Origin of the sequence: Catenulispora sp. EB89 (assembly GCF_041261445.1) — a bacterium.
In the GTDB taxonomy this organism is placed as follows: Bacteria; Actinomycetota; Actinomycetes; order Streptomycetales; family Catenulisporaceae; genus Catenulispora.
Map to the genome: position 1 here is coordinate 98,036 of NZ_JBGCCU010000027.1, position 26,329 is coordinate 124,364.

A 26,329-nucleotide genomic window follows, 5' to 3' on the forward strand; every position below is an offset into this window, starting at 1 on the left:
CCGTTATCCTATTACCAGCAGTACCTGGCACCAGGATGTCCGAGGATGCATCATGGTGGTGTGAGCATAGACGTTTCCCTCCCGCCGCTGTCCCCGGTTCGTGCCCCCGCCAAGGACGCCGCGCCGCGCCGCTCGGAGCTGGCCTCGTTCCTGCGCAGCCGGCGCGAGCGGCTCGACCCGGAGGTTCTGGGCCTGCCCACCGGCACCCGGCGCCGCACCCCGGGCCTGCGCCGCGAGGAGGTCGCGCAGCTCGCCGGCGTGGGGGTGACCTGGTACACCTGGCTGGAGCAGGGCCGGCAGATCAACGCCAGCGTCCAGGTCCTGGACGCGGTGGCCCGCACGCTGCGCCTGGACCCGGCCGAGACCGAGCACCTGTACCAGCTGGCCGACGTCCCGGCGGTCCCCGCGGTGAGCGGGTGCCGGCGCCTGGACCCGGAGGTCCAGGAGATCCTGGACGGCCTGGACCCGCTGCCGGCTTCGGTGATCAACGGCCGCAACGACATCCTGGCCTGGAACCGCCCCTACGCGCTGCTGTTCCCGTTCCTGGTGAACCTGCCCGAGGACAAGCGGAACTCGCTGTGGTCGTGCTTCACCAGCCCCAAGTGCTGCCACCCGTTCGTGAACCGCCAGGAGGACCTGGCCCGGATGGTCGCGAACTTCCGCGCCCGCTACGGCCGGCACGTCGGCGAGCCGGCCTGGGACGAGTTCGTGAAGCGGCTGTGCGCGGCCAGCCCGGAGTTCGCCGAGCTGTGGGCCGAGCACGGCGTGGCCGACGGCGGCGTCCGGGTGAAGGTCTTCCGGCACCCGGCGATCGGCGAGCTCAACGTCGTGGTCACCACGTTCGACGTGGCCGCGACCCCGGAGACCCGGATGACCGTCTACACCCCGAACGACGCGGGCACCCGCGAGCGCTTCGAGCTGCTGCGCAGCGAGAGCCTGCCGACCGGCATGACCTACCCCTGCGGCCACAGCTTCGACGCTCCGGCGTAGGCCGCAGATTTTCATAGGGTGCAGATCTTCGTGGGGTACAGATCAGTAAAGTGGTCGCATGGCAGTCCGGGCGGTACGAGGCGCGATCCAGTTGGACCACGATGACCGGGACCACCTGTTGGCCGGCACCACGGAGCTGGTCAAGGAGGTGATGGAGCAGAACGGCTTCGCCGTCGACGACCTGATCAGCATGCTGTTCACGGCTACCCCGGACCTGCACAGCGAGTTCCCGGCGCTGGCCGCGCGCGAGCTCGGCATCGTCGACGTGCCGCTGATGTGCGCGCAGGAGATCGACGTCGCCGGCGCGATGCCGCGTGTGGTCCGCCTGCTGGCGCACGTAGAGACCCTGCGTAGCAAGCATGAAATTCAGCACGTTTACCTCGGTGGCGCGGCGGCTTTGCGCAAGGACATCGCGCAGTAGTTCGCCTGTCGGGCCGATAGGGTTGCTTTTATGCGCTCCGCCCTCGTCGTCGGTACCGGACTCATCGGCACGTCCATCGCCTTGGCGTTGGCGCGTCGCGGTATCGAGGTGTACCTGAGCGACACCGACGAGGCCGCCGCGCGGACCGCGGCCTCCCTGGGCGCCGGCCACAACGGCCGCCCGACCCAGCCGGTGGACGTCGCCATCCTGGCCGTGCCGCCGGCGCGCATAGGGCGCGTCCTGGCCGAGGCGCAGCGCGAGGACTGGGCCCGCGTCTACACCGACGTGGCCTCGGTCAAGGCGCTGGTGCACGGCTCCGCCGAGGAGGCCGGCGCCGACCTGAGCCGCTTCATCGGCGGCCATCCGCTGGCCGGCCGCGAGCGCTCCGGCCCGCTGGCCGCCCGCGCCGACCTGTTCGAGGGCCGTCCCTGGGTGCTGACCCCCGGCCCGACCACGTCCCGTGACGCCCTGAACCAGGCACTGGAGCTGGTCTCGCTGTGCGGCGCGGTGCCGGTGGTGATGGATACCGAGGAGCACGACCACGCCGTGGCGCTGATCTCGCACGCGCCGCACCTGGTCGCCGCGCTCATGGCCGCGCGCCTGGAGAACGCCCGCGAGGAGTCGGTGCGCATCTCCGGTACCGGTATCCGGGATCTGACACGCATCGCCGGCGGCGCCCCGGAGCTGTGGGAGGACATCCTGTCGGCCAACGCCCCGGCGATCGCCGAGGTCCTGGCCGCCTACGCCGCGGACCTGAACGAGGCCGTCGACGCGCTGCGCGCGGTGGCCGGCTCCGATGCCGACGCCGCCAAGCGCGGGGCCACCGACCTGGCCGAACTGCTGCGCCGCGGCAACGCCGGCCACGCCCGCATCCCCGGCAAGCACGGAGCGGCTTCGGCCTCTTACACCGCGGTACCGGTGCTGATCTCCGACCGTCCCGGCGAGCTGGCGCGGCTGTTCGCCACCGCCGGCAGCCTGGGTGTGAACATCGAGGACGTCCGCATCGACCACTCCCCGGGCCGCGAGGCCGGCCTGGTGGAACTGCTGGTCGACCCGGCCGTGGCCGACCGCCTCTCGGCGGATCTGGCCGCGTCCGGCTGGCGGGTCCAGTCCTGACCGCGCCGATCCGCCACGGGCTGACGGTCCCACCGTCTACGGTGGACCTCTATGCGATTCCTGCACACCGCCGACTGGCAGCTCGGCATGAGCCGCCGGTTCCTGGACCCCGAACGCCAGGGCCAGTTCGACGCCGCGCGGCGTGACGTGCTCGCCACGCTCGGCCGCCTGGCGGTGTCCGAGGGCTGCGAAGCGGTGGTGGTCGGCGGGGACGTGTTCGAGACGAACGCCGAGTCAGCGCGCACGGTGCGGCAGGCCATGGAGAAGCTGAAGGACCTGCCGCTGAAGGTGTTCCTGCTGCCGGGCAACCACGATCCGCTGAACGCGGCGTCGATCTGGGACTCGGAGCGCTTCCTGCGCGCGTGCCCGGAGAACGTGGTGGTGCTGCGCGACGAGAAGCCCGTCGAGGTGCGTCCCGGCTTCGAGGTCGTGGGCGCGCCGTGGCGCTCCAAGCGGCCGACGTCGGACCTGCTCGGCGACCTGCTCACCGCCCTCGACCCGGCCTCGCCGGGCGTGGTGCGCGTCGCCGTCGGCCACGGCGCGGTGGACGCGGTCGCCCCGCAGTCCGACCCGGTGGCGCTGATCCGGATCGCCGGCGTGCGCGCGGCGCTGGAGGCCGGGAAGGCACACTACGTCGCGCTCGGTGACCGGCATTCGACCACTGAGGTCACGCCCCGGGTGTGGTACTCGGGGGCGCCGGAGCCGACGGACTTCGACGAGGTGGACGCCGGCAACGTCCTGATCGTGGAGATCGACGAGGCCGACCTCCAGGGGCCGCCGACAGTGACCCGGCACCGGGTCGGGACCTGGCGGTTCGAGCCGGTCACGGTCGAGGTCTCCGGCGCGGCCGACGTCGCGGCGCTCCGCGACCGGCTGGCGGCGCGGCCGGACAAGGACCGGACGATCCTGAACTTCGCGCTCCGCGGGACCCTGTCGGTCGCCGAGAAGGACGCGCTCGACGCGGTCCGGGAGGAGGCCGCCGACCTGTTCGCCGGCTTCCGCGACTCGTCGAGCCGCACCGACCTGGCGATCCGCCCCGCCGACGACGACTTCGACGCGCTCGGCCTGACCGGCTTCGCGGCGCGGGCGCTGGAGGACCTGCGGGAGCTGGCGGCCGCCGGCGATGAGGCGACCGCGCGGCAGGCTTCGGACGCGCTCGGGCTGCTGGTGCGGCTCTCGGGCTCCGGTTCCGGTTCCGGCTCCGGTTCTGTCGTCGGTTCCGTCTCCGGGAGGGCTTCGTGAGGCTGCTGCGGATCCGGCTGACCGACTTCCGCGGCGTCGCCGACCGGGAGCTGACGTTCGCCGAGCACGGTGTGACCGTGGTCGAGGGCCCGAACGAGTCCGGCAAGAGCAGCACCATCGAGGCCTTCGGCCTGCTGCTGGACGAGCTCGACTCCTCCCGCAAGGAGGCGGTGCGCGCCGTCAAGCCACGGCACAGCGACGCCAGCCCCGAGGTCGAGGCCGAGTTCCGGGTCGGCGGGTACCACCTGGTGTACCGCAAGCGCTGGCTGCGTCCGCTGACCGAGCTGCGGATCCTCGCGCCGTCCCCGGAGACGCTGACCGGACGCGAGGCGCACGAGCGGGTCCTGGCGATCCTGAATCAGGCCACGGACTACGACCTGTTCAAGGCCCTGCGCGTGTTGCAGGACAAGCCCTTCGACGTGGACCGCATCGCCGGCAGCGCCTCCCTGCGCGCGGCCCTGGACACGGCCGCCGGCGGTGCCTCGGGCCCCGGCGCGGCTGACGAGGACACGCTGGTCCAGCGCGTCGAGAAGGAGTTCGCGCGCTACTTCACCGCGAAGAACCGCCAGCCGACGGGGGAGTACCGGACCAAGCTGGACGCGTCCGCGACCGCCACGTCCGAGGCCGCCGAGCTGGCGGCGACGCTGGCGCGCGTCGAGGCCGACACCGAGCGCCACGGCGAGGTCACCGCGCGCCTGACCGACCTGCAGCAGCGGCTGCTGACCGACCGCGGCGACGTCGAGAAGTACGGCCGGCGCGCCAAGCACGTGGAGACCCTGCGGGCCCGCCGCGACGGCGCCGACGCGCTGGTGGACCGGGCCTCGCGCGACGCGGAACTGGCCGCCGGCGCCTGGGAGGCGCGGCAGGCGCTGGTGCAGAGCGTGAGCGACTACCAGGGCGAACTCGCCACGCTCACCACGCAGATCGCCGCACACGCCGAACTCCGCACCGAAGCCGACGACCGCCGCACCGGCGCCCTGGCGATGCACCGCACCGCCGACGAGGCACACCGCCACGCGCTGCGCCGCTACCAGGAAGCCGACGCCGACTACCGCTGGATGCGCGACGCCTACGAACTCGAACGCGTCCGCGCCGACCGCGAAGCCCTGTCCGAATCCGACCGCGAAGTCGAGCTCGCCGCCGCCGAGACCGCTGCCACCGAGATCGACGACCGCGCGGTCGACGCGATCGACAAAGCCGACCGTAGCGTCCGCGACGCCCGCACCACGATCGAGGTCGCCGCCGCGACGGTCCGCGTCGAGCGGCTCGGGAGCGCGGTGGTGACGGTGTCGGCGGCCGACGCGCTGGCGGCCGGCAGTTCAGGGATGCTCGGCACCGAGCAGACCAGCCAGTCCGCCGCCGCAGCGCTTCCTGAAGCGCGCGCAGCAGGCTCGCTGGCGGCCGAGCAAACCGGTGCTACTGCGGTGCTCGCGGCGCATGCTGGTCTGCTTGATGCCGAGCAAGCAGGCGCTTCTGTGCCTGAAGCCCGCGCCGGCGCGGCGGCATCGCTGATCCCCGAAGCCCGCACTGTCGCCGCGCTCGCCGACCCCCTCGTCCGCCGCATCACCGACCACCTCGTCATCGAAGCCGAAGGCGTCCTGCGCGTCACCCTCGCCCCCGGCGCCAGCGAGCGCGAGCTCCGCGCCGAGCTCGACACCGCCGAGGCCGCCCTCGCCACGCTCTGCCTCCAGGCCGGCGTGCGCGACCTCGCCTCCGCCCGCGTGCGCCTCCAGCGGCACGTCGAGGCGCGGGCCGCGCTGGCCGCCGCCGAGTCCGCGCGCAAGAAGCTGAGCAAGGACCCTGCCGCGCTCGCCGATGAGCAGGCTCGGCTTGAGGCGCGCATCGCCGACCACCTCGATCGTCGCGATCCCTCCGTCCTGCCGCCGGTCGATCGCGACGAGGCCGACACCGTCGCCGAGCTCCGGCGCGCCGAGTCCGAGGAGACCGCCGCCAACCTGGAGCGCGCCTCCGACGCTCTGCGGCTGGCCGAGGTGCGGGCCAACGAGCTCGCCGCCGAGGCCCAGAAGCTCGCCGGGCGCGCCGAGCACCTGGCCGCCGAGTACGAGGCCGCCGGGGCCCGGCTGGCCCAGGCCCGGCTCGCCGCCGCCGATCCGGTGGTCGAGGAGCGCGACGCCGACGCGGCCAAGGCGCTCGCCACCGCCGTCCAGGACCGGGCCGCGCACGAGGCCGCCTACCGCGAGGCCGAGCCCGAGCAGGTCGAGCTGCTGCTGCGCAATGCCCGTGACGTCGTGGGCCGTACCGAGTCCGAGATCAAGGACACCCGCGAAGCCCTCCAGCACCTCGCCGGGCGCCTGGACGCCGTCGGCGACGACCTCGCCGACCGGCACCGCGAAGCCGAGGCCCGCCGCGACGCCGCTGAGCGCGACCTGGCCTCGGTCACGGCCCGCGCCGAGGCCGCGCAGCTGCTCCACGAAACCCTCCTGCGCCGCCGCGACGAGGCCACCCGCGCCTATCAGGGCCCGTTCAAGGAGCAGGTCGAGCGCTTCGGCCGCCTGGTGTTCGGGGCCTCGTTCGGCGTCGCCGTGGACGCCGACCTGCGCATCGCCTCCCGGACCCTCGACGGCCGCACCGACCCCTACGCCGAGCTCTCGACCGGTGCGCGCGAAGCCGTCGCGATGTGCGTGCGCCTGGCGTGCGCCGCGCTGGTCGGGCCGGACGGCGGCGTCCCGGTGATCATCGACGACGCGCTCGGCGCCGCCGACCCCGGCCGCCGCCGCATGCTCGGCGCGCTCCTCAACCACGCAGGCGGCGCCGGAAGCACGCCCGAACCCACCCAAATCATCATCTTCACCTGCGACCCGGACCGCTATCGAGCCGTTGGCTCGGCGCAAGTCCGCTCGCTGGGCCACAATAACGATCGTGACGAAAGCGCGGCCCAGTGAACCGCTGACCACCAGCGAACTGCAGAAGCGCCACGGGATGCGCCGCATGAAGAGCGTGGCGACCGGGTTCCTGCTGGGAGCCGCGGTCGTCTACATCACCATGAAGATCCTCCAGAACCACGGCGTCACCGGCTGGACCGGCTACATCCAGGCCGCCGCCGAGGCCGGCATGGTCGGCGGCCTGGCCGACTGGTTCGCCGTCACGGCCCTGTTCAAGCACCCGCTGGGCCTGCCGATCCCGCACACCGCGATCATCCCCAAGCGCAAGGACGCGTTCGGCGAGGGCCTGGGCGAGTTCGTCGGCGAGAACTTCCTGTCCGAGGACGTCATCCGCGGCCGGCTGTCCGCCCTGGGCATCTCCCGCCGCACCGGCCAGTGGCTCTCGCAGCCGGAGAACGCCGCCCGCGTCACCAAGGAGCTGGCCACCGCGGTGCGCGGCGTGCTGACCGTGCTGCGCGACGAGGACATCCAGAAGATCCTCGGCGAGGCCGTCACCACCCGGCTGGCCAAGGCCGACCTCGCCACCCCGCTCGGCGGCCTGCTCCAGCGCGTCACCGAGTCCGGGAACCACCACCAGGTCGTCGACATGATCGCGGTGCGCGCCCACGACTGGCTGGAGGCGCACCCCGAGGCGATCAACAACGCGGTCTCCAACGAGGCCCCGCTGTGGTCCCCGCGCTTCCTGGACGACGCCGTCGCCCGCCGCATCCAGCGCGAGCTGGTGAAGCTGGCCGGCAGCGTCCGCGACGACCAGAACCACCCGGTGCGCGGCGCGCTGGACCGCTTCCTCGCCGACTACGCCCAGGAGCTGAAGACCGACCCGGCGACCCGCGCGCGCGTCGACAAGTTCAAGACCGAGCTGCTGGACCACCCCGCGTTGCAGGGCCTGGTCGGCTCGGGCTGGACCGCCATGCGCCAGGCGGTGATAGAGGCCGCCGAGGACCCGGGCAGCGACCTGCAGATCCGGGCGCGCGAGGGTCTGCAGAGCCTGGGCCACCGCCTGGAGACCGACACCACCATCCAGGAGAAGGCCGACGGCTGGGTCCGCGAGGTGGCGGTGCATCTGGTGACCACCTACCGCCAGGAGATCACGTCCCTGATCACCGACACCGTCGCGGCCTGGGACGGCCCGGCCACCTCCCGCAAGATCGAGCTCCAGGTCGGCCGGGACCTGCAGTTCATCCGGATCAACGGCACGGTGGTCGGCGCGCTGGCCGGGCTGCTGATCTACACGATCACGCAACTCACGCTGTAGGCACTCCTCCGCTGTAAGCACTCCTACGCTGTCGGCAGACAGAGGTGGCCCCCGCCCTCCGCCCCCTGCGAGGGTGGCCCCATGCGACTTCTCATACTCGGCGGCAGCGCGTTCCTCGGCCGGGCCGTCGCGGCCGAGGCGCTGGCGGCCGGCCACGAGGTGACCGTCTTCAACCGCGGCCGCACCGCCCCGGACGTCCCCGGGGTCGAGTCCGTGCGCGGCGACCGCGAGTCGAAGGAGGACCTGGCCCGCCTGGCCGACCAAGGCCCCTGGGACGCGATCGTCGACACCTCCGGCTACGTCCCGCGGGTGGTCGGTGACTCCGTCCGCGCCCTCGCGGACCGCGCCGCGGCCTACGTGTTCATGTCGACCATCAACGTCTTCCCCGCCTGGCCGACCGAGGCCGTCGCCGACGACTCGCCGCTCCACGACTGCTCCCCGGACGCCGGCCCCGACGACGGCGACTACGGCACCCTCAAGGCCGGCTGCGAACGCGTCGTCGAGCGCGACTTCCCCGGCCGGGCCCTGTCCCTGCGCCTGGGCCTGCTGCTCGGCCCGCACGAGGACGTCGGCCGGCTGCCCGCGCTCCTGCTCCGGATGGCCGCCGCCGGCACCACGCGCGATCTGCGAACCCTGGCTCCCGGCGAGCCCGGCTACCTCATCAACCCGATCGACGTCCGGGACATCGCACGGTTCACCCTCGGCGCCATCGACCAGGGCCTGACCGGCGGCTACATCGTCGCCGGCACCCCCTCCAACGCCTCCACCTACGGCGAACTCCTCGAAGCCTGCATCGACGCCACCGGCTCCCCGGCCCAGCTGGAGTGGGTCGACGGCGCGTTCCTGGAGACGCAGCCCGACGTCGGCTTCTGGAGCGAGCTGCCGATCTGGATCCCGCCGGGCGACGTGCCGTGGGACGCGGACACCTCCCGGGCCGAGGCGGCCGGCCTGCGCTGCCGTCCACTGCGCGAGACGGTCCGCGACACTTGGACCTGGATGGCGGCCGACGGCGGGACCGTCCGGCGTACCTACCAGCCGCGCCGGCCGCACGGGCTCAGCGAGGACAAGGAGCGTGCCCTGTTCGCCGCCTGGGACGCCCGGCGAAGTTCGTAACGGAGGTCGTGACGGAGGTCGTGAGCGAACTCGCGACAGGAACCGTGACAGACGCGCGGCAAAAACACCGTCATCGCGGGTATCGCAGTGTTCGTACGCTCACGGCGTGGCGGATCAGATCGAGCAGACCATCCGGTCGCTGCGCGAGCTCGGCCGCACCCACGGCGCCGAGAGCGAGAAGGTCGTCCGCTGGGTCCGCGGCGAGTCCGAGCGGCGCTGCGCCGACGGCGACAGCTGGTACCTCGGCGACCTCGGCGTCGCGCTGCTGGCGGCGCACCGCGCCGAACCGCGGGCCTGGCAGTACCTGTACATCTTCGACCACCTGATGAAGCTCCTCGTCGAGGTGTCCGGCAAGGGCGACCTCCCGCAGACGCTCCGGCTGATCGCGGCCAGCCGCGCGGCCGGGCACGACATCGACCGCATCGCCGCCGCGCGCCTGGCCGCGCACCGGCGGCGTGCGACCTTCGCCGACGCGTTCATCGGCCAGGGCCTGGCGGACGACGTCGGCGACACCTTCCGCGCCTGCCTGGTGCACGAGATCGTGCTCCGCGAGGGCACGGCGCGCGGCCGGTCCTGGATCACCGAGTGGGCCGCCACGGCCGCGATGCGCCGCCATCCGCTGGGCTGGCTGCCGCTGGACCTGGCCGGGTTCGAACGTGGCTGGGACCGGGGCCCTTCGGTCCGTGGCACAAGCGGTACCAGGGCCGGCGGCGCCCTCAGCGGCGGCTTCAGCGGCACGGTCAACGGCACCGTAGGCCGCGAGATCACCCTCCATCCCCGCGCGCACCGCAGGCGCTTCGCCGCCGACCTGACCACCCCGATGGCCTCGATCAGGTTGTCCGCCGCCGTCATGAACTGGGTCGAGGACTCCCACGGCCGGATCGAGGCGAGGGTCTTCGACCTCGGCGGGCCGGTCCCGCCGCCGAACGTTCCCGAGACCCTGGCCACGCTCGGCCTGCGGTGCATCGAACCCGGCGACATGCCGGTCCGGCTGTCGGTCTCCGGCATCGCCGTGGACGAAGCCTGGTGGTCTCTGTTCCATGCGGCCCTGGACGGAGGCGCCCACGGCCGGGGCCGCTTCGGCGCCTACAGCCGCCTGTTCGCCTGGCGCTCGCTGGCCGCGCTCGCCGGAGCGCCGGAGGATGCCGGCGCGCTGGACGTGGTGCTGTGGGCCCAGCGCTGCGCCTGGTATCGCTTCGACGCGGACGCGCCTTGGTACTCCGGGATCATCTGCGACATCGGGCTGGTCGCCGTCCGGCCCGACGGCCGCAGAATGGCCGTGCTCGCCGCGACTGATTCGGAGTGAGGTCGGTCCTCTTCGGGATCGGGTTCTTTTTGAGCTCCGATTTCCGGAAGAGAACACCCGCTCGATCGAGTTGAAGTCCCCGGAGGGGAGAACCGCGGTGGTGGTGTCATCACTGCCGCCGCGGTTCCCCTTGTTCGTTCTCGCCGTGCGTAGAGCGCCGCGCGTCAGGCCGAGATCGGCAGCACCGACGCCGGGGTCTTGACCGGGTACGGCGCCCCGACCGGCGTCAGCCGCCCGCTCTCGTCGTCCACCCGGAACACCGTGATCGAGTCAGAGTGCTGGTTCGCGCTGAACAGCAGCGTCCCGTCCGGGGACAGCACGATGTCCCGCGGCCAGGCCCCGCCGGCCGGCACCACCTCGACCGGGACCAGGCCCGCGCCGTCCTCGACGATCGCGAACACCGCGATGGTGTCGTCGATGCGGTTGGACGCGTACAGGAAGCGGTCGTCGGCGGACACCCGGATCGCCGCGCACCAGGCCTCGTCGGACTTCACGCGGTCGACCTCGGCCCGGCTCTGCACCTCCGGGCCCGCCTTGCCGACGCCGGTCGCCTCGTCCCAGGAGCACACCGCGATCGTCCAGGAGACTTCGTTCAGCACGTAGAAGTGGTTCCCGGAGCCGTGGAACGCCAGATGGCGCGGACCCGAGCCGCCGGGCAGCGTGACGTGGCTGTGCGCCGAGAGGCGGCCGTGCTCGTAGGCGTACACGTAGACCGTGTCCGTGCCGAGGTCCACGGCCAGCAGCCAGCGCCCCGACGGCGACACCACGACCTGGTGCGCGTGCGGGCCCTCCTGCCGGTCGGCGCGCGGCCCGGAGCCGCTGTGCTGGATCACCTGCGCGGGCTCGGAGCCGGTGACCCGGCCCTCGGCGTCCAGGGGGAAGACGCCGACGGTGCCGGAGACGTAGTTGGCGACGAACAGCGTGTTCCGGTCCGGGTGCAGCGCCAGGTGGCACGGCGCCGCGCCGCCGCTGGCGGTCTGGTCGCGCACGTCGGCGCCGCCCTCGGCGACGGTGAAGCGCGCCGAGGCGACCCGGCCCTCGGGCTCCTGCTCCACCACCGCCGTCAGGACGCCGCGTGCGTCGTCGTAGACGACGTAGGAGGGATCGGCGATGTCCACCGACGTCACCGGGGACAGCGTGCCGTCGGCGTCGTAGCGCAGGCAGTGCACGCCCACGCCGTAGCCGCCGACCAGAAGATAGGAGTTCGCAGAGTCGACCATGGTCGGTATTCTCGCCCAAACGCCGGTGACGTGCCTCTAGTGTTCGCCGTGGTGCATCGCGCCGTGCTCGTGCTCGTCTCCTGCCCCGTCGCCGTGGGCATGCCCGGCCATGTCGTCCGGACCGCCGCCCATCATCCGCATCATCGCCATCCCCCCGCTGCGCACGAAGCGCACCACCAGAACAAGCGCCAGCACCAGGAACACGATGTTCAGCCACGACGTGTAGTTCCACTTCACGCCCTCGCTCATCACCGCCATCCCCCCGCGTCCCGGCACCCACCCGAACGCGTCGAACAGCAGCTCCACCACGTACCCGGCGCCGGCCATCGCGATGAAGAACGTCCACAGCAGGAACCACGCGGCCCGCCGCCCGTAGTACTTCTTGTAGATGTTCAGGATCGGCAGGATCAGCAGGTCCGCGAAGATGAACGCCGTCACCCCGCCGAAGCTGATCCCGCCCTTCCACAGCACCAGCGCGAGCGGCACGTTCCCGATCGAGCACACGAAGCTCACCACCGCCACCAGCGGTCCGACCAGCGGCCCCCACACTCCGGCCAGCACAGGGTGCCCGGCCAGGAAGAAGTGCCGCCAGAACGAGTCCGGCACCCACGCGGCGATCGCCCCGGCGATGAACAGCCCGACCACCAGGTCCCGCAGGATCGCGGCCCACTCCATCACGAACACGTGCGACACCGACGTGAACCCGGCGCGCGACAGCAGCCGCCGCAGGAACGGGCCGTCCCCGGCGACCGACATGTCCATCGCCGCGTGCCCCTCCATGGAGCCCGCGATCCCGCGGTCCGCCTGCTCCCGCGCCTCCCGCACCAGCCCCGGCGTCAGGAACCGGCGGAACAGCACGGCCAGCACCACGATCATGACCGGCCCGCCGATGAACTCGGCCAGCGTGAACTGCCAGCCCAGCAGCAGCCACAGGATCACGCCGAGCTCCAGCACCAGGTTCGTGGAGCCGATCTCGAACGCCATTGCCGCGGTGAAGTTCGCACCCTTGCGGAACAGCGAGCGCGCCAGCGCCACCGCCGCGTACGAACACGACGACGACGCCGCCCCCAGCAACGAGGCCACGGCCAGCGTCCGCGGCCGGTCGTCGCCGAGCAGCCGCACGATCGTGGACTTGCGCACCACCGCCTGGATGATCGCCGAGAGCGTGAACCCCAGGATCAACGCCCAGGTGATCTCCCACGTCATCGAGCCCGTGATCTTCAACGCGTGCGTGATCGCACCCATGGTCTCCGCCTCCCGAGGGTTACCCTATACCGGTAGCTGGTATCGAGCGCGGGAGGAACGATGGCCGCAGGGGCCGGGCGGCGGCGCGCGATGCTGCTGTTCACGGTGCTCGCGGGGCTGTTCCTGATGCACGGGCTCAGCGCCCCGTCGATGCACGGGATGCCGATACCGGCGTCTTCGCATATGGCTTCAGTCATGCCGCCGCACGCTGACGCACCCGCCACGGACGGCGATCCGGGTCCGATGTCTGACCACATGCAGGCCGACATGACCTGCGTCCCGCTCCGTCCGGAAGGTCTGTCCGGCCTGTTCCTCGCGCTGTTTCTCATCGTCATAGCGCTGTGGCGACCCCGGCTCGCCTTCCGCGTGTGCCTCATCGGCCCCCGCTGGCCGCATGGCCCACCGCGGCACGGCATCCAGATCCTGCGCGAACTGAGCGTCTCCCGGACGTGACAGACGGCTTCCTCCGCCGTCAGTTCACGTATTCACCGGAAGGCTCCCGTTCTCATGCGTTCGACCAATCGTGTCCGTTTCCTCGTGCTCGTCCCGGCACTGGCAGGCATTCTGCTCGTGACCGCCTGCGGCTCCGGTTCCGCCGGCCACCACTCCTCGATGGCCGGCATGGCCCATACCGACGACGACCCCATGTACATGGGCGACGGCCTGGCCACCACCGCGCAGGGCTACACCTTCGCCCCGACCGCCGACTCCGTCGCGACCGCCGGCTTCGGCTTCCGCATCCTCGGCCCCGACGGCAAGCCGGTCACGGCCTTCGAGGCCGAGCAGACCAAGCTCATGCACTTCTACCTGATCCGCTCGGACCTGTCGGGCTTCCAGCACGTGCACCCGACCATGGCCCCGGACGGCACGTGGACCGCGCCGACCGAGGCCGCCGGCCCCGGCACGTACCGGGTCTACGCGCAGTTCATCGCCAAGGGCGCCGATGGCAAGGCGGTGCCGCTGGTGCTGTCCAAGCAGGCGACGTCCGCGGGGTCGGCTCCGGACCGGCCGCTGCCTGCCGCATCCGCCACGACCACGGTCGACGGCTACACCCTGACCGTCGACTCCTCGCAGCTCATGGCCGGGATGGCGATGCCGCTGAAGGTGTCGGTGGCCAAGGACGGCAAGCCGGTGACCGACCTGGAGCCGTACCTGGAGACCTACGCGCACCTCTCCGGTTTCCACGCCGGGGACCTGGCGATGGCGCACCTGCATCCGCAGGGCGGGGTCGCGACCACCCCGACCGGGGGTCCGGACCTGACCTTCGAGGCGACGCTGCCGAAGGCCGGGTTGTGGCGGATGTACCTGCAGTTCCAGACCGGCGGCGTGCTGCACACGGCGGCGGTGACGCTGGACGTCCGCTGACGGTCGCCGACCGACGCCCCGGAGCCCTGCTGTGAGTGAGATCACAACAGGGCCCCGGGGCCGCAATACCCTAGGGGGGTATAGTTGCCGTCATGACCGAGCTGACCGTGATCCAGGACGAGGCGACCGCCGCCTCGGGCTGTTCTTGTTGTGCCGCCCCTGCCGCCGAAGCCGTCGCCGCCGAGCCGAAGGAGACCATCGTGTCCGAGAACGTGACCACCGCCGTCTACACCGTCTCCGGCATGACCTGCGGCCACTGCGTCAACTCCGTGACGGAGGAGGTCGGCGCGATCGACGGCGTGCGGAACGTGGACGTGGTGCTGGAGACCGGCGAGGTCACCGTCACCAGCGCCGCGCCGCTGACGGTCGAGGCCGTCCAGGCCGCCGTCGACGAGGCCGGCTACACGCTGGTCCACTGACCGCCGGGGGCGACCCTGCCGCCAGATTCACCATTTGACACAGATTCACCAGACCCCTGACGCACGTTCGCGTGAGTCAGGGGTCTTCTCCATTGGTCATCAGCCCTCTACACTCCCGCAGCAGGTTGCGAGGTGTGGGATGAAGATCGTCGTTTTGACCAAGCATGTCCCGCGGGCCATCGGGGAGGTGTCGTTCGCCCAGGACCTGACGGTGGACCGCGCGGCGGTGCGCTGCCGCCTGCAGGACGCCGACGAGTACGCGGTCGAGCAGGCCGCGCGCATCGCCTGCCGTCGTCTCGACGTGCAGGTGACCGCCCTGACCATGGGGCCGTCCGGCGCCTCCGCCGCTCTGCGCACGGCCCTGGCGCGCGGCGCGGACGAAGGCGTGCACGTCCTGGACGACGCCCTGCACGGCAGCGACGCCCCGGCCACCTCCCTGGTCCTGGCCGCCGCCTGCCGCCGCCTCGGTTTCGACCTGGTGCTCTGCGGCACCGCCTCCACCGACTCGGCCATGTCCGTGATCCCCGCGATGCTCGCCGAACGCCTCGGCGTCCCGGCCCTGTGCTACTGCGACACCCTGCGCACCGACGAGGACATGCTCCACGCCACCCGCGACGACGGCGACACGATCGAGGACCTCACCGCCGCCATGCCCGCAGTGGTCTCGGTGACCGCCCGCAGCGGCGAACCCCGCTACCCCCGCTTCGAGGCCATCGCCGACGCCCGCCAGAAGCTGGTCCGCACCTGGTCCCTCCCGGACCTGGGCATCGACCCGGCCGAGGTCGGCCTCACCGCCGCCGCGACGAAGGTCACCCGCGCCACCCGCACCGAAGACCACATCAAGGCCGTCCACGACGAAGACCCCGCCGGCGCCGCGACCCGCATCGCCGACTTCCTGACCCGACGACAGTTCCTCTGACAGCACAACCGACATCACGGCAAGGAGGCCGGATGGCGAAAGTGGCGGCGCTCGTCGATCACGACGCGCGCGAGGGCACGGTGCGCCGCTCGACGTGCGCCCTGCTGACGCTGGCCCGCCGGCTGGGTGAGCCGATCGCGGTGTGCTCGACGGTGCCGGACGAGGCGACGATCAGTGTTCTGGGGCGCTACGGGGCGACGGAGATCTGGTACCCGGACAGTTCTCCCACACAAAACACCGAAACCGATCTCGTGGCCGCCGTCGCGCGGCGCCTCACTCCAGCGGCCATCCTCATAGCCTCCACTTACCGAGGCCAGGAAACCGCCGCCCGCCTGGCGATCCGCCTCGACGCCGGCATCATCACCGATGCCATCGACATCCGCCCCGGCCCAAGCTCCAGCCTTGCTTCCGGCTCCGGCTCCGCTTCCGGCTCCGGTTCCGGCTCCGGTTCCGCTTCCGGTTCCGGCTCCGGCTCCGGTTCCGGCTCCGGTTCCGCTTCCGGTTCCGGCTCCGGTTCCGCTTCCGGCTCCGGTTCCGGTTCCGGCTCCGGTTCCGCTTCCGGCTCCGGTTCCGCTTCCGGCTCCGGTTCCGGTTCCGGTTCCGGTTCTGTTTCTGCTTCTGGTTTTGCTTCCGGCCCGGTCGCCACCCAGCGCTGCCTGGCCGACTCCCACCTCGTCGAATCCACCGTCGTCCGCGGCACCCCGATCATCACCGTCCGCCCCGAAGCCGCCGTCCCCGAAGCGGCTCCGGCGACCCCGGCCCTCCGCGGCATCACCGTCGCGCCGTCCACAGCCCGCACTCCGCGAATAGCCGCGACCCCCAAGCCCCGCCCCGCGCACCCCGCCCTCGACCACGCCGACATCGTCGTCGCCGGCGGCCGCGGCGTCGGCTCCCGCGCTGTCTTCGCCGTCCTCGCCGACGTCGCCGAAGCCCTCGGCGCCGCCCTCGCCGGCTCGCACACCGCCGCCGAGCTCGGCTGGATCCCGGCGGAGGCGCGCGTCGGGCTCACCGGCAAGACCGTGCGGCCGCGGCTCTACCTCGCCTGCGGGCTGTCCGGCTCGGTGCGGCACCGGGCCGGGATGCAGGGTGCGGAGACCGTCGTGGCCATCGGCGACGATCCGGCCGCGCCGATCTTCAAGCTCGCCGAGCTCGGGGTCGTCGGCGACGCGCGCACTATCCTGCCCGCGCTGCTCGCGGAGATCCAAAGCAGGGCTCGAATACCCATGTCCGATCCCGCCTGACCGTTCCACCATCCCTCAACGGACGGAGGCCCCTGTGGCTGTACGACTCATCATCGGCGCGGCGATCACGCTCACGGCGTTCGCACTGGCCGGACGCCGGGTGCTGATGCTCTATCGCCTGGGCCGCACGATGCAGCCGGCCGAGCCCGGGCGCGCCGACCAGCCGGCCACCCGCCTGTGGGCGGTGGTCACCGAAGTCCTCGGGCAGCGCAAGCTCCTGCGCTGGTCCGGCCCGGGGCTGGCGCACGCCGCCGTCTTCTGGGGCTTCATGATCCTCGGCGCCACCATCGTCGAGGGCTTCGGGGCCCTGTTCGACCGGGACTTCCACATCCCGCTCATCGGCACCGACACCTGGCTGGGCTTCCTGGAGGACTTCTTCATCGTCGCGGTCCTGGTCGGCCTGCTGGCCTTCACCGCCATACGCGTCAAGCAGAACCCCGACAAGCGCGGCCGCAAGTCCCGCTTCTTCGGCTCGCACACCACCGCCGCGTGGGTCGTGCTCTTCATGATCTTCAACGTCATGTGGACCCTGCTGCTCTATCGCGGCGCGCAGATCAACACCGGCAACTTCCCCTTCCCGCACGGCGCCTTCGCCAGCCAGGCCGCCGGCCACCTGCTGCACGGCGCCGGCAAGACCGGCAACGACGTCCTGGAGACCGTCGGCCTGCTGGCCTCCCTCGGCGTGGTCCTGAGCTTCCTGGTGCTGGTCGTGCACTCCAAGCACCTGCACATCTTCCTGGCCCCGTTCAACGTCGCCTTCTCCCGCCGCCCCCGCGCCCTGGGCCCGCTGCTGCCGGTCTACTCCGGCGGCAAGGCCGTGGACTTCGAGGACCCCGGCGAGGACGACAAGATCGGCCGCGGCGCCATCGAGGACTTCACCTGGAAGGGCCTGCTGGACCTCGCCACCTGCACCGAGTGCGGACGCTGCCAGTCCCAGTGCCCGGCCTGGAACACCGAGAAGCCGCTGAGTCCGAAGCTGCTCATCATGGCCCTGCGCGACCACGCGCTGAACAAGGCCCCGTACCTGCTCGCCGACGGCGAGGAGGCCAAGGCGGCCCTGGAGACGACCGCGGTGGACGTCTTCAAAGAGGCCCAGCGCCCCCTCGTCGGCGGCGCCGACGTCAACGGCGTCATCGACCCCGACATCCTCTGGTCCTGCGTCACCTGCGGCGCCTGCGTCGAGCAGTGCCCGGTGGACATCGAGCACGTCGACCACATCGTCGACATGCGCCGCTACCAGGTCCTCATCGAGGCCGAGTTCCCCCGCGAGGCCGGCACGATGCTCCGCAACCTGGAGAAGAACGGCGACCCGTGGGGCCGCGGCGCCAAGGCCCGCCTGGAATGGACCGCCGGCCTGCCCTTCGAGGTCCGCGTCCTCGGCGGAGGAGGCGAGGAGCGCATCCCCGAAGACGTCGAATACCTCTTCTGGGTCGGCTGTGCGGGCTCGCTCGACGACAACGCCAAGAAGACCTCCCGCAACGTCGCCGAGCTCCTGCACGAGGCCGGCGTCGAGTTCATGATCCTGGGCTCGGGGGAGACCTGCACCGGCGACGCCGCCCGCCGCCTGGGCCAGGAGTTCCTGTTCCACGAGCTGGCGTCGCAGAACGTGGAGACGCTGAACTCCGCCGGCGCCAAGAAGATCGTCGTCACCTGCGCGCACTGCTTCAACACCCTCGCCAACGAGTACCCGCAGCTCGGCGGCCACTACGAGGTCGTGCACCACACCGAGCTGCTGGCCCGCCTTATCAAGGACGGCCGCATCAAACCGGTCGGCGAGGTGGATGTCGCGGTCACCTACCACGACCCCTGCTACCTCGGCCGCCACAACCGGGTCTTCGACGCCCCGCGCGACATCCTCGGCACCATCCCCGGCGTGAAGCTCACCGAGATGCCGCGCAACCGCGAGAAGTCGTTCTGCTGCGGGGCCGGAGGCGCGCGGATGTGGATGGAGGAGACGATCGGCTCGCGGATCAACGAGACCCGCACCGACGAGGCGCTGGGCACGTCGCCGGATCTGGTGACCGCCGCCTGCCCCTACTGCATCGTGATGCTCACCGACGGCGTGAACACCCGTAAACAGCAGGGGAAGGCCGACGACGCGGTGCGGGTCGCGGACGTCTCCGAGGTGCTGCTGCGCTCGGTGCGCAGGCCGGAGGAACGCGCAGCCGCAGCCGAGCCACCTACGACTCCGCCCACGACTCCGCCTACGAAGCCGTGACCTCCCGCAGCACACTGATCAAAGCGTCCGGCCGCTCCTCGACCGGCACCAGATCGACATAGAAAGTACGCACGCCGAGCGCGGACCCGCCGCCGTCGGCCGCGTGGTCGCCGACCATGACGGCCGAGGCCGGGTCCACGCCGAGCGTGTCGCACGCCAGCTGGAAGATCTTCGGGTCCGGCTTGATCAGCCCGACCTCGTAGCTGAGCACCACCGCGTCCAGCAGGTCCAGCAGTCCGGCGTGCTTCAGGTGCGGCCGGATGTCGAAGGAGATGTTGCTGATCACCGCGGTCGCCAGCCCCCGGTCCTTGGCCTCGCGTACCGTCTCCAGCGCGTCCGGGTACGGCAGCCACGCCTCCGCGGCGTTACTGCGGTCGTACAGCGGCTCGACCAGCTCCGGCCACGGCCACCCGGACTCCCGGATCAGCCCGGTGTAGCAGGCGCGGTGGTGCGGCTCGTCCAGATCGCGCGCCTCGTAGAGCTCCGCGAGGTGTTCCGGGACATGCGTCGGATAGGCGCCGTACCAGGCCCCGGCCTCGATCAGGCGACGGGCCCAGTGCTCGACCTCGCCGTCGTCCAGGGCGAGCCCGCCCTCCTCGGCGACGGCGCGGACCCACCGCTCCGCCGGCTCGATGCGCATCAGGGTGCCGGAGAAATCGAAGAGCATCGCTCGGGGGTGGTCCATGCCCCAGACTCTAGATGACTCCTTACCGCAGCAGCGCGCCGATCCAGTCCGCGACCGCCGCCACCAGCGCGTCCAGCACGGGCGGATCAGTCTTCTTCACCTTGTACGCGTGGTCGCCGGCCGGCAGCCCGACCAGCCGGTGCGTCGGCGGCAGCCCGGGGAACTCGGCCGCGGTGCCGAACGTGTCGGCCCCGGCCTGGACGACCAGCGTCGGCAGCCCGGTGTCGAGCAGTTCCTCGGCCCGCGACTTCTCCGGCTTGCCCGGCGGATGCAGCGGGAACGCGAGCGCGACGACGCCGGCCGCGCCGGTGCCGAGCGCGGTCCGGCAGGCCACGCGGGCCCCAGCGCTGCGTCCGCCGGCCAGGAACGGCGTCGCGCGGGCGCGCTTGCGCAAGGCCTCGGCCACCGGGATCCAGCCCTCGTCGAGCGTCTTCGGCGCCGGCGCGATCTTCTTGCCCGCCACCCGCCACGGCTGCTCGACGAGCACCACCTCGATCCCGCTCGGCGGCAGCGCCACGGCCAGAGCTTGCAGATCTGCCGCCTCGATGCCGCCGCCGGCCCCGTGCCCGAGCGCCAGCAGCGCCCGGCGCTTGGTGCGCGACGGAGTCGGGAAGCGGGTCAGGCGGGCGTCGCCGGCCGGGGTGGTGATCAGTTCCTGCACGGTCTCAAAGTAGCCGCCGCCGATCAGCACAGCGCGGCGGACACTCGCCGAAACCCGGACCCGATCCGGCCCCCACCCGGACCCGATCCGGCCCCCACCCGGACCCGATCCGCACCCCGTCCGGACCCGATCCGCACCCCGCCCGGACCCTCATCCATCCGCACCCCACCCGCGCCACCCCGCATCACCGGCCCCACCAGCCGCGACCCGGCCGGCGCGCGCCCTACCCCGCCCGCCCGACCCGCAAACAACCCCCGGACCAGCCCTTTCCAACGCCGTGAGTCCCACACCCCCACCGGTCACCAGGCGTGCCATATGTCCCGGCGGTTAGAGTCGGAGCCATGAGCACGCATTTCGATGTCGTCGTCCTGGGCGCGGGGCCCGGCGGGTACACAGCGGCGGTCCGAGCGACGCAGCTCGGCAAGACGGTCGCCGTTGTCGAGGAGCGCTACTGGGGCGGGGTCTGCCTGAACGTCGGGTGCATCCCGTCCAAGGCGCTGCTGCGCAACGCGGAGCTGGCGCACACTGTGCAGCACGAGGCGAAGACCTACGGGATCTCCTCGAACGGCCCGATCACCTTCGACTACGGCGCCGCCTTCGAGCGCAGCCGGCAGGTCGCCGACGGCCGCGTCAAGGGCGTCCACTACCTGATGCGCAAGAACAAGATCGCGGAGTACGACGGCCGCGGCACGTTCCTGGACCAGCGCACGCTCAGCGTCGCCAAGTCCGACGGCGGCACCGAAACCCTCACCTTCGACCACTGCATCATCGCCACCGGCGCGCGCACCCGGCTGCTGCCGGGCACCCAGCTCTCGCCGCGCGTGGTGACCTACGAAGAGCAGATCCTGTCCGCGACGCTGCCGGAGAGCATCGTCATCGCCGGCGCCGGGGCGATCGGCGTCGAGTTCGGCTACGTGCTCAACAGCTACGGCGTCAAGGTCACCATCGTCGAGTTCCTGGACCGCATGGTCCCGCTGGAGGACATCGAGGTCTCCAAGGAGCTGGCCCGCCAGTACCGCAAGCTCGGCGTCGACGTGCTCACCGGTACCCGCGTGGACAGCATCGACGACTCCGGCCCCAAGGTGCGGGTCACCGTCACCGGCAAGGACGGCGCCCAGCAGGTGCTGGAGGCCGACAAGGTGCTGCAGGCCATCGGCTTCGCGCCGAACGTGGACGGCTACGGCCTGGACAAGACCGGCGTGGCGCTCACCGAGCGCGGCGCGATCGCGGTCGACGGCCGCGGCCGGACCAACGTCCCGCACATCTTCGCCATCGGCGACGTCACCGCCAAGGTGATGCTCGCGCACGTCGCCGAGACCCAGGCCGTGGTGGCCGCCGAGACCATCGCCGGCGCGGAGACGATGGAGATCGACTTCGTCATGGTCCCGCGCGCCACCTACTGCCAGCCGCAGATCGCCAGCTTCGGCTGGACCGAGGAGCAGGCCCGGCTGGAGGGCTTCGACGTCAAGGTCGCCAAGTTCCCGTTCAGCGCCAACGGCAAGGCCGCGGGCCTGGGCGACGCGGTCGGCTTCGTGAAGGTGATCAGCGACGCCAAGTACGGAGAACTCCTCGGCGCGCACCTCATCGGCCCTGAGGTGACCGAGCTCCTGCCCGAGCTCACGCTGGCGCAGCAGTGGGACCTGACGGTCCACGAAGTAGGTCGAAACATCCACGCTCACCCGACTCTCGGCGAAGCGGTGAAGGAAGCGATCCACGGACTCGCCGGACATATGATTAACATGTAGATCAGCGCCTTGACGTGGTGCCCGGCCGCCCCCCGCCGGCCCCCACCCGGACCGACCGGGCACCACGGCAGCACACCCGCCCCCCACCTGCGGGAACCCCACACCCGGAAGGTTCCAGACATGACCGACAGCAGACCGGAATGGGCCCCGGCCGCCATCAACCTGGACCAGCCCAGCTCGGCCCGGGTCTGGGACTACTTCCTGGGCGGGTCGCACAATTTCGAGGTTGACCGCCGGGTCGCCGAGCAGGCCATCGCCTTCAAGCCGGACATGCCCGACCTGGCCCGCCAGGTGCGGATGTTCCTGCAGCGCGCGGTCCGCACCGCCGCAGCCGCCGGGATCGACCAGTACATCGACATCGGCGCCGGCGTCCCGACGATGGGCCCGGTGCACGAGACCGCCCGCGAGACGGTGCCCGGGGCGCGCGTCGTCTACGTCGACCACGACCCCGTCGCGGTCGCGCACGGCGAGGTCATCCTCGCCGACGATCCCGGCGCGGTGTTCATCCAGGCCGACGCCCGCTCCCCGCAGGCCATCCTGGACCACCCCGAGGTCCGCGCGCTGATCGACTTCGACCGGCCGGTCGCGGTGCTGCTGTGCTCGCTGCTGCACTTCGTCTCCGCCGCCGACGACCCCGCGGCCCTGGTCAAGACGCTGCAGGCGGCCATGGCGCCGGGCAGCCACCTGATCGTCCAGCACGCCTCCAACGACGGCCAGTCCGGCGACGTCGTCAAGATGCTCCAGATGTGGAACACCAACTCCCCGGAGCCGATGTACTGGCGCACGCACGACGAGATCGAGGCATTGCTCGACGGGTTCACGATCCTGGAGCCCGGCGTGGTGCAGGTGCAGCTGTGGCGCCCGGACGCCGAAGAGCAAGCGCGTGCCGAGCAGGATCATGACCGCTACGCTTCCTACGCCGCGGTCGGGGTCAAGCCCGGCTCCACGACCGGCTGATCAGGCGGAGAGGCGGCCGGTGGTGGCACGGTACACGGAGTTCGGGGTCGGGGGTTCCGATCCCGGATCCGGGCTGGGGGCTTCCACGGCGCCGCTGGAAGCTCATACGGGACCGCTGGAGGCGCATACGGCGCCGCCGGCGCACACGGGGCCTCGGGCCGTCTTCGAGCCTGGTGCGTCGCGGTCCGATTCCGGCGATGCGACGAACGGCGCCACGTCTGAGGCCGCTGCCGCCGACGTCGCTTCCCCCGATATCGCCGCTCCCGACGTCGCCGCCTCCGACATCCCCGGCCTGGTCGACGTCAGCTTCGCCACCACCACCGACCCGGCCGCCCGCGAAACCGCCGACCTGTCCGGCACGGCCGCCCCGTCGGTGTCCGCCGATCCCGACCCCGACGCCGGCCCCATCGACGCCTTCGCCCGCGCCTGGGCCGTCGCCCTGTCCGCCGCCGCGGCCACGCCGCTCGGCTTCGACCACGCGCTGCGCGTCGTCACCCCGCTCGCCGAGCAGGTCGTGGCCGTCCCCGACGACCCCGAGCTGGCCCGCAAGATCGGCGTGCAGGCGGCCGGCGTGCTCATCGACGCGCACTGCTTTCAGGGCGCCTGCGTCGCGGTCACCATCGAGGTGCTGGACCGCCACCTGCCGCCCTACCTGCGTCCCGAGACCCGCTCCGCGCTGCGCGCCGGCCTGGCCTCCGCCTTCGCCGAGGGACTGCGCGAGCGCACCCGCGCCGAGCAGGCCTCCATCCACGAGGCCGTGCTCACCGCCTACCGCGCCGGCGAGGCCCGCTTCCGCACCGTCTTCCGCAACGCGGCGCTGGGCATCGTCATCACCGACAAGCACGGCCAGGTGCTGGAGGTGAACCCGGCGCTGGCCGAGATGCTCGGCGTCGACGCCTACGCCGCCCGCGGCCGCACCATAAGGAACCTGATAGACCCGACCGAGCCCGGCGAGTACTGGCGCGGCTACAACGCCCTGCTGGCCGGCGAGCAGACCGAGGCCGAGGCCGACACCCGGATCCGGCGGGTCGACGGCGGCGTGGTGTGGACGCACGTGCGCACCACCGCCGTGCGCGACGACGGCGGCGAGGTCGCGCTGGTCATCGCGCTGCACGAGGACGTCACCGAGCGCCGCCGCGCCACCGACCAGCTGCGCCACCAGGCCACCCACGACGCGCTCACCGGCCTGCCGAACCGGGTCCGGCTGCTCGACGCGGTCGAGGAACTGCTGCGCTGCGCCGGTCCCGAGGACCGCCTCGGCCTGTGCTTCCTGGACCTGGACGGCTTCAAGGGCGTCAACGACACCCTCGGCCACCAGGCCGGCGACGAGCTGCTGACGGTCATAGCGCACCGGCTCTCCGCGGCCACCGACCCGCGCCGGCACGTCGTGGCCCGCATGGGCGGCGACGAGTTCGTGATCCTCTTCCGCCGCACCCAGGGTGCGCAGTCGGTCTTCCCGGTGATCGAGAAGGTCCTGGACGCCGTCCGCCAGCCGGTCATGCTCGACGGCCACAGCGTCACCGTCACCGCCAGCGCCGGCCTGGTCGAACGCCCCGCCGCCGCGGCCTCGGCCACCGAACTGCTGCGCGCGGCCGACATCACGCTCTACTGGGCCAAGTCCGCCGGCAAGGCCGACTTCGCGCTGTTCGACGAGGACCGCAACGCCCGCGAGGTGCACCGCTACGCGCTGGCCCAGGCGCTCCCGGCGGCCCTGGAGTCCGGCGAGATGTTCCTGGACTACCAGCCGATCGTGAGCCTGTCCGGCGGCCGCCCGCCGACCGTCGAGGCCCTGGTCCGCTGGCGCCACCCGGAGCGCGGCCTGCTCCGGCCCGAGGAGTTCATCCCGGTCGCCGAGGAGACCGGCGCCATCGTCGAGCTGGGCCGCTGGGTCCTGGACCGGGCCGTCCACGACGCGGCGTCCTGGCCGGACGGCCCGGCGGTCGCGGTCAACGTCGCGGTGCGCCAGGTCCACGACTACGGCCTGGTCCGCGAGGTCGCCACCGCGCTGGAGGCCTCGGGGCTGCCGCCGCGGCGGCTGTGCCTGGAGATCACCGAGACGGCGCTGATGGACACCGAGGGCGACGCCCTCCCCGGCCCCGGCACCCTGCGCACGCTCGCGGACATGGGCATCGGCATCGCCGTCGACGACTTCGGCACCGGCTACTCCAACCTGGCGCGCCTGCGCCACCTGCCGGCCACCTCGCTGAAGATCGACGCCTCCTTCGTCGCCGACCTCGGCAGCCCGGACGCCGGCGGCTTCGCCGAGTCGGTGATCACCAGCCTGGTGGTGCTGGCGCACGCCGCCGGCATGACCGTCACGGCCGAGGGCATCGAGACCGCGGACCAGGCCGAGCGGCTGACCGTGCTCGGCGTGGACTACGGGCAGGGGTTCTACTACTCGCGGCCGGTGCCGGCGGGGGATATCCAGGCGGTGTTGGAGCGGTTGGTCGCCAAGGCCTGATCGCCGACGCCTGATCGGTCAGTGTTCGGCGAGGAAATCCAGCACGACCGGTCCGGCGACGTCCCGGAACTCGTCGAAGTACGCATGCCGGGCACCCTCGATCAGCACCATCCGCGCATCAGGAATCCGTTCAGCGATCAGCGGGGCGTTCGCCGTCGGATTGAACACGTCGTCGGTGCCGTGGACCACCAGTGTCGGCGCCACGATCGACGGCAACGCGTCCCACGCGTCGTGCCTGCCACTGGCCGTCAGATGCCGCCCCTTCGCATACGCCGGCATGTCCGGATCGCCGACCACATAATAAGGGCCCTGATGTTCCGCCAACCAGCCCGGCGTGTACATCAGCTCCAGCAGATACCTGTCCGCCGCGGCCCGATCGGCCTGCGCCAGTGCCTGCCGCACCGAACGATCCCGCTCGATCGCGTGCGGGCCGCCCGGCGACGTGCAGCCCAGCACCAGCGCGTCGATCCGCTCCGGGTGGTCCGCGGCCAGCCACTGCGCGACCCGGCCGCCCATCGAGGTGCCGTAGACGTGCGCCCGCGCGACGCCCGCCGCGTCGAGCACCGCCACGACGTCCGCGGCGAACTCCCTTGTGCTGTAAGGCTCGTCGGGCTTGTCGCTGGCTCCGGTGCCGCGCCAGTCCAGCGTGATCGTGCGGTAGCCGGCGTCCTCGAAGTCGGCGCGCGCCGAGTCCCACCACCGGTGCGTGTTGGACTGCCCGGCCAGCAGTACCAGCGGCGTGCCGTTCCCCGTGCTCTTCCCCGCGCTCTGGAACGCGATCGCCGTCCCGTCCGCCGCGACCGCCTTTCCGGCCTCTAGTCTCATGCCGATCATCCTGCCAGGCTGG

General features: G+C 72.0%; 22 protein-coding genes. 17 read left to right on the forward strand and 5 right to left on the reverse strand.

Going from position 1 to position 26,329, the window contains the following annotated elements; all coding sequences use genetic code 11:
- Nucleotides 1–60: 60 nt before the first annotated feature.
- The 8 genes from ABH920_RS40035 to ABH920_RS40070 all read left to right on the forward strand — a co-directional run bounded on the left by ABH920_RS40035 (nt 61) and on the right by ABH920_RS40070 (nt 10,346).
- Nucleotides 61–990: a helix-turn-helix transcriptional regulator gene (locus ABH920_RS40035; protein WP_370354526.1), complete on the forward strand. Its 930-nt coding sequence runs from the start codon at nt 61–63 to the stop codon at nt 988–990.
- 58 nt (nt 991–1,048) lie between these two features.
- On the forward strand, nt 1,049–1,411 hold the full coding sequence (gene aroH, locus ABH920_RS40040) for a chorismate mutase (protein ID WP_370354527.1): 363 nt from the start codon (nt 1,049–1,051) through the stop codon (nt 1,409–1,411).
- Nucleotides 1,412–1,441: 30 nt separating this feature from the next.
- The gene (locus ABH920_RS40045; RefSeq protein ID WP_370354528.1) at nt 1,442–2,527 is read left to right on the forward strand and encodes a prephenate dehydrogenase; all 1,086 of its coding nucleotides are present in this window, start codon (nt 1,442–1,444) and stop codon (nt 2,525–2,527) included.
- 51 nt (nt 2,528–2,578) lie between these two features.
- Nucleotides 2,579–3,769, forward strand: a complete 1,191-nt coding sequence (locus ABH920_RS40050; protein ID WP_370354529.1) for an exonuclease SbcCD subunit D — start codon at nt 2,579–2,581, stop codon at nt 3,767–3,769.
- Nucleotides 3,766–6,672 carry an AAA family ATPase gene (locus tag ABH920_RS40055; RefSeq protein WP_370354530.1) on the forward strand — a complete coding sequence of 969 codons (2,907 nt, stop codon included), beginning with the start codon at nt 3,766–3,768 and terminating at the stop codon, nt 6,670–6,672. Before ABH920_RS40050 ends, ABH920_RS40055 begins: the two co-directional genes overlap by 4 nt.
- Nucleotides 6,650–7,927 (forward strand): DUF445 domain-containing protein, encoded by a 1,278-nt coding sequence (locus ABH920_RS40060; RefSeq protein WP_370354531.1) that lies wholly within the window; start codon nt 6,650–6,652, stop codon nt 7,925–7,927. Before ABH920_RS40055 ends, ABH920_RS40060 begins: the two co-directional genes overlap by 23 nt.
- An 81-nt stretch (nt 7,928–8,008) precedes the next feature.
- Nucleotides 8,009–9,040 carry an NAD-dependent epimerase/dehydratase family protein gene (locus ABH920_RS40065; protein WP_370354532.1) on the forward strand — a complete coding sequence of 344 codons (1,032 nt, stop codon included), beginning with the start codon at nt 8,009–8,011 and terminating at the stop codon, nt 9,038–9,040.
- A gap of 106 nt (nt 9,041–9,146) precedes the next feature.
- Nucleotides 9,147–10,346, forward strand: coding sequence for a DUF6183 family protein (locus tag ABH920_RS40070; RefSeq protein ID WP_370354533.1), 1,200 nt, complete (start codon nt 9,147–9,149; stop codon nt 10,344–10,346).
- Nucleotides 10,347–10,510: 164 nt separating this feature from the next.
- Here the strand turns inward: ABH920_RS40070 and ABH920_RS40075 are convergent, their stop codons facing one another.
- Together ABH920_RS40075 and ABH920_RS40080 are read right to left on the reverse strand one after the other, a co-directional pair.
- On the reverse strand, nt 10,511–11,566 hold the full coding sequence (locus tag ABH920_RS40075) for a lactonase family protein (RefSeq protein ID WP_370354534.1): 1,056 nt from the start codon (nt 11,564–11,566) through the stop codon (nt 10,511–10,513).
- 36 nt (nt 11,567–11,602) lie between these two features.
- Complete coding sequence (locus tag ABH920_RS40080; RefSeq protein WP_370354535.1) at nt 11,603–12,811, reverse strand: permease; 1,209 nt, start codon at nt 12,809–12,811, stop codon at nt 11,603–11,605.
- Between the two features lie 60 nt (nt 12,812–12,871).
- On the opposite strand from ABH920_RS40080, the gene ABH920_RS40085 reads away from it, so the two are divergent.
- The 6 genes from ABH920_RS40085 to ABH920_RS40110 all read left to right on the forward strand — a co-directional run bounded on the left by ABH920_RS40085 (nt 12,872) and on the right by ABH920_RS40110 (nt 18,973).
- On the forward strand, nt 12,872–13,264 hold the full coding sequence (locus tag ABH920_RS40085; RefSeq protein WP_370354536.1) for a DUF6153 family protein: 393 nt from the start codon (nt 12,872–12,874) through the stop codon (nt 13,262–13,264).
- Nucleotides 13,265–13,318: 54 nt separating this feature from the next.
- Entirely contained in the window at nt 13,319–14,176 is an 858-nt protein-coding gene (locus tag ABH920_RS40090; protein ID WP_370354537.1) for a hypothetical protein, read from the forward strand.
- Between the two features lie 92 nt (nt 14,177–14,268).
- Nucleotides 14,269–14,595: a heavy-metal-associated domain-containing protein gene (locus ABH920_RS40095; protein ID WP_370354538.1), complete on the forward strand. Its 327-nt coding sequence runs from the start codon at nt 14,269–14,271 to the stop codon at nt 14,593–14,595.
- A 139-nt stretch (nt 14,596–14,734) separates the two neighbouring features.
- Nucleotides 14,735–15,514, forward strand: a complete 780-nt coding sequence (locus tag ABH920_RS40100) for an electron transfer flavoprotein subunit beta (protein WP_370354539.1) — start codon at nt 14,735–14,737, stop codon at nt 15,512–15,514.
- Nucleotides 15,515–15,546: 32 nt separating this feature from the next.
- A complete protein-coding gene (locus ABH920_RS40105) occupies nt 15,547–16,755 on the forward strand; it encodes an electron transfer flavoprotein subunit alpha/FixB family protein (RefSeq protein WP_370354540.1) in 1,209 nt (402 codons plus the stop codon).
- 34 nt (nt 16,756–16,789) lie between these two features.
- On the forward strand, nt 16,790–18,973 hold the full coding sequence (locus ABH920_RS40110; protein WP_370354541.1) for a (Fe-S)-binding protein: 2,184 nt from the start codon (nt 16,790–16,792) through the stop codon (nt 18,971–18,973).
- Here ABH920_RS40110 and ABH920_RS40115 read toward each other — a convergent pair.
- Entirely contained in the window at nt 18,960–19,658 is a 699-nt protein-coding gene (locus tag ABH920_RS40115) for an HAD family hydrolase (RefSeq protein WP_370354542.1), read from the reverse strand. The two genes, ABH920_RS40110 and ABH920_RS40115, sit on opposite strands and share 14 nt — an antisense overlap.
- Nucleotides 19,659–19,680: 22 nt before the next feature.
- Nucleotides 19,681–20,319, reverse strand: a complete 639-nt coding sequence (locus ABH920_RS40120) for an alpha/beta family hydrolase (protein WP_370354543.1) — start codon at nt 20,317–20,319, stop codon at nt 19,681–19,683.
- A 341-nt stretch (nt 20,320–20,660) separates the two neighbouring features.
- Between ABH920_RS40120 and lpdA the strand changes: the two genes are divergently transcribed.
- From lpdA to ABH920_RS40135, 3 genes are all read left to right on the forward strand, one after another.
- Nucleotides 20,661–22,064, forward strand: coding sequence for a dihydrolipoyl dehydrogenase (gene lpdA, locus ABH920_RS40125; protein WP_370354544.1), 1,404 nt, complete (start codon nt 20,661–20,663; stop codon nt 22,062–22,064).
- A 120-nt stretch (nt 22,065–22,184) separates the two neighbouring features.
- On the forward strand, nt 22,185–23,021 hold the full coding sequence (locus ABH920_RS40130; protein WP_370354545.1) for an SAM-dependent methyltransferase: 837 nt from the start codon (nt 22,185–22,187) through the stop codon (nt 23,019–23,021).
- Nucleotides 23,022–23,043: 22 nt separating this feature from the next.
- Nucleotides 23,044–25,482, forward strand: coding sequence for an EAL domain-containing protein (locus tag ABH920_RS40135; protein ID WP_370354546.1), 2,439 nt, complete (start codon nt 23,044–23,046; stop codon nt 25,480–25,482).
- An 18-nt stretch (nt 25,483–25,500) separates the two neighbouring features.
- On the opposite strand, the gene ABH920_RS40140 is transcribed toward ABH920_RS40135, so the two are convergent.
- Entirely contained in the window at nt 25,501–26,307 is an 807-nt protein-coding gene (locus ABH920_RS40140) for an alpha/beta fold hydrolase (protein ID WP_370354547.1), read from the reverse strand.
- Between the last annotated feature and the right edge of the window lie 22 nt (nt 26,308–26,329).

Excerpts from the sequence above, each read along its gene's own strand:
- ABH920_RS40080 (WP_370354535.1), bottom strand. The coding sequence starts at position 12,811 with ATGGGTGCGATCACGCACGCGTTGAAGATCACGGGCTCGATGACGTGG.
- ABH920_RS40105 (WP_370354540.1), top strand. The coding sequence starts at position 15,547 with ATGGCGAAAGTGGCGGCGCTCGTCGATCACGACGCGCGCGAGGGCACG.
- ABH920_RS40075 (WP_370354534.1), bottom strand. The coding sequence starts at position 11,566 with ATGGTCGACTCTGCGAACTCCTATCTTCTGGTCGGCGGCTACGGCGTG.
- ABH920_RS40130 (WP_370354545.1), top strand. The coding sequence starts at position 22,185 with ATGACCGACAGCAGACCGGAATGGGCCCCGGCCGCCATCAACCTGGAC.
- ABH920_RS40140 (WP_370354547.1), bottom strand. The coding sequence starts at position 26,307 with ATGAGACTAGAGGCCGGAAAGGCGGTCGCGGCGGACGGGACGGCGATC.
- ABH920_RS40095 (WP_370354538.1), top strand. The coding sequence starts at position 14,269 with ATGACCGAGCTGACCGTGATCCAGGACGAGGCGACCGCCGCCTCGGGC.
- ABH920_RS40115 (WP_370354542.1), bottom strand. The coding sequence starts at position 19,658 with ATGGACCACCCCCGAGCGATGCTCTTCGATTTCTCCGGCACCCTGATG.
- ABH920_RS40065 (WP_370354532.1), top strand. The coding sequence starts at position 8,009 with ATGCGACTTCTCATACTCGGCGGCAGCGCGTTCCTCGGCCGGGCCGTC.
- ABH920_RS40085 (WP_370354536.1), top strand. The coding sequence starts at position 12,872 with ATGGCCGCAGGGGCCGGGCGGCGGCGCGCGATGCTGCTGTTCACGGTG.
- ABH920_RS40100 (WP_370354539.1), top strand. The coding sequence starts at position 14,735 with ATGAAGATCGTCGTTTTGACCAAGCATGTCCCGCGGGCCATCGGGGAG.
- ABH920_RS40045 (WP_370354528.1), top strand. The coding sequence starts at position 1,442 with ATGCGCTCCGCCCTCGTCGTCGGTACCGGACTCATCGGCACGTCCATC.
- lpdA (WP_370354544.1), top strand. The coding sequence starts at position 20,661 with ATGAGCACGCATTTCGATGTCGTCGTCCTGGGCGCGGGGCCCGGCGGG.
- aroH (WP_370354527.1), top strand. The coding sequence starts at position 1,049 with ATGGCAGTCCGGGCGGTACGAGGCGCGATCCAGTTGGACCACGATGAC.
- ABH920_RS40050 (WP_370354529.1), top strand. The coding sequence starts at position 2,579 with ATGCGATTCCTGCACACCGCCGACTGGCAGCTCGGCATGAGCCGCCGG.
- ABH920_RS40090 (WP_370354537.1), top strand. The coding sequence starts at position 13,319 with ATGCGTTCGACCAATCGTGTCCGTTTCCTCGTGCTCGTCCCGGCACTG.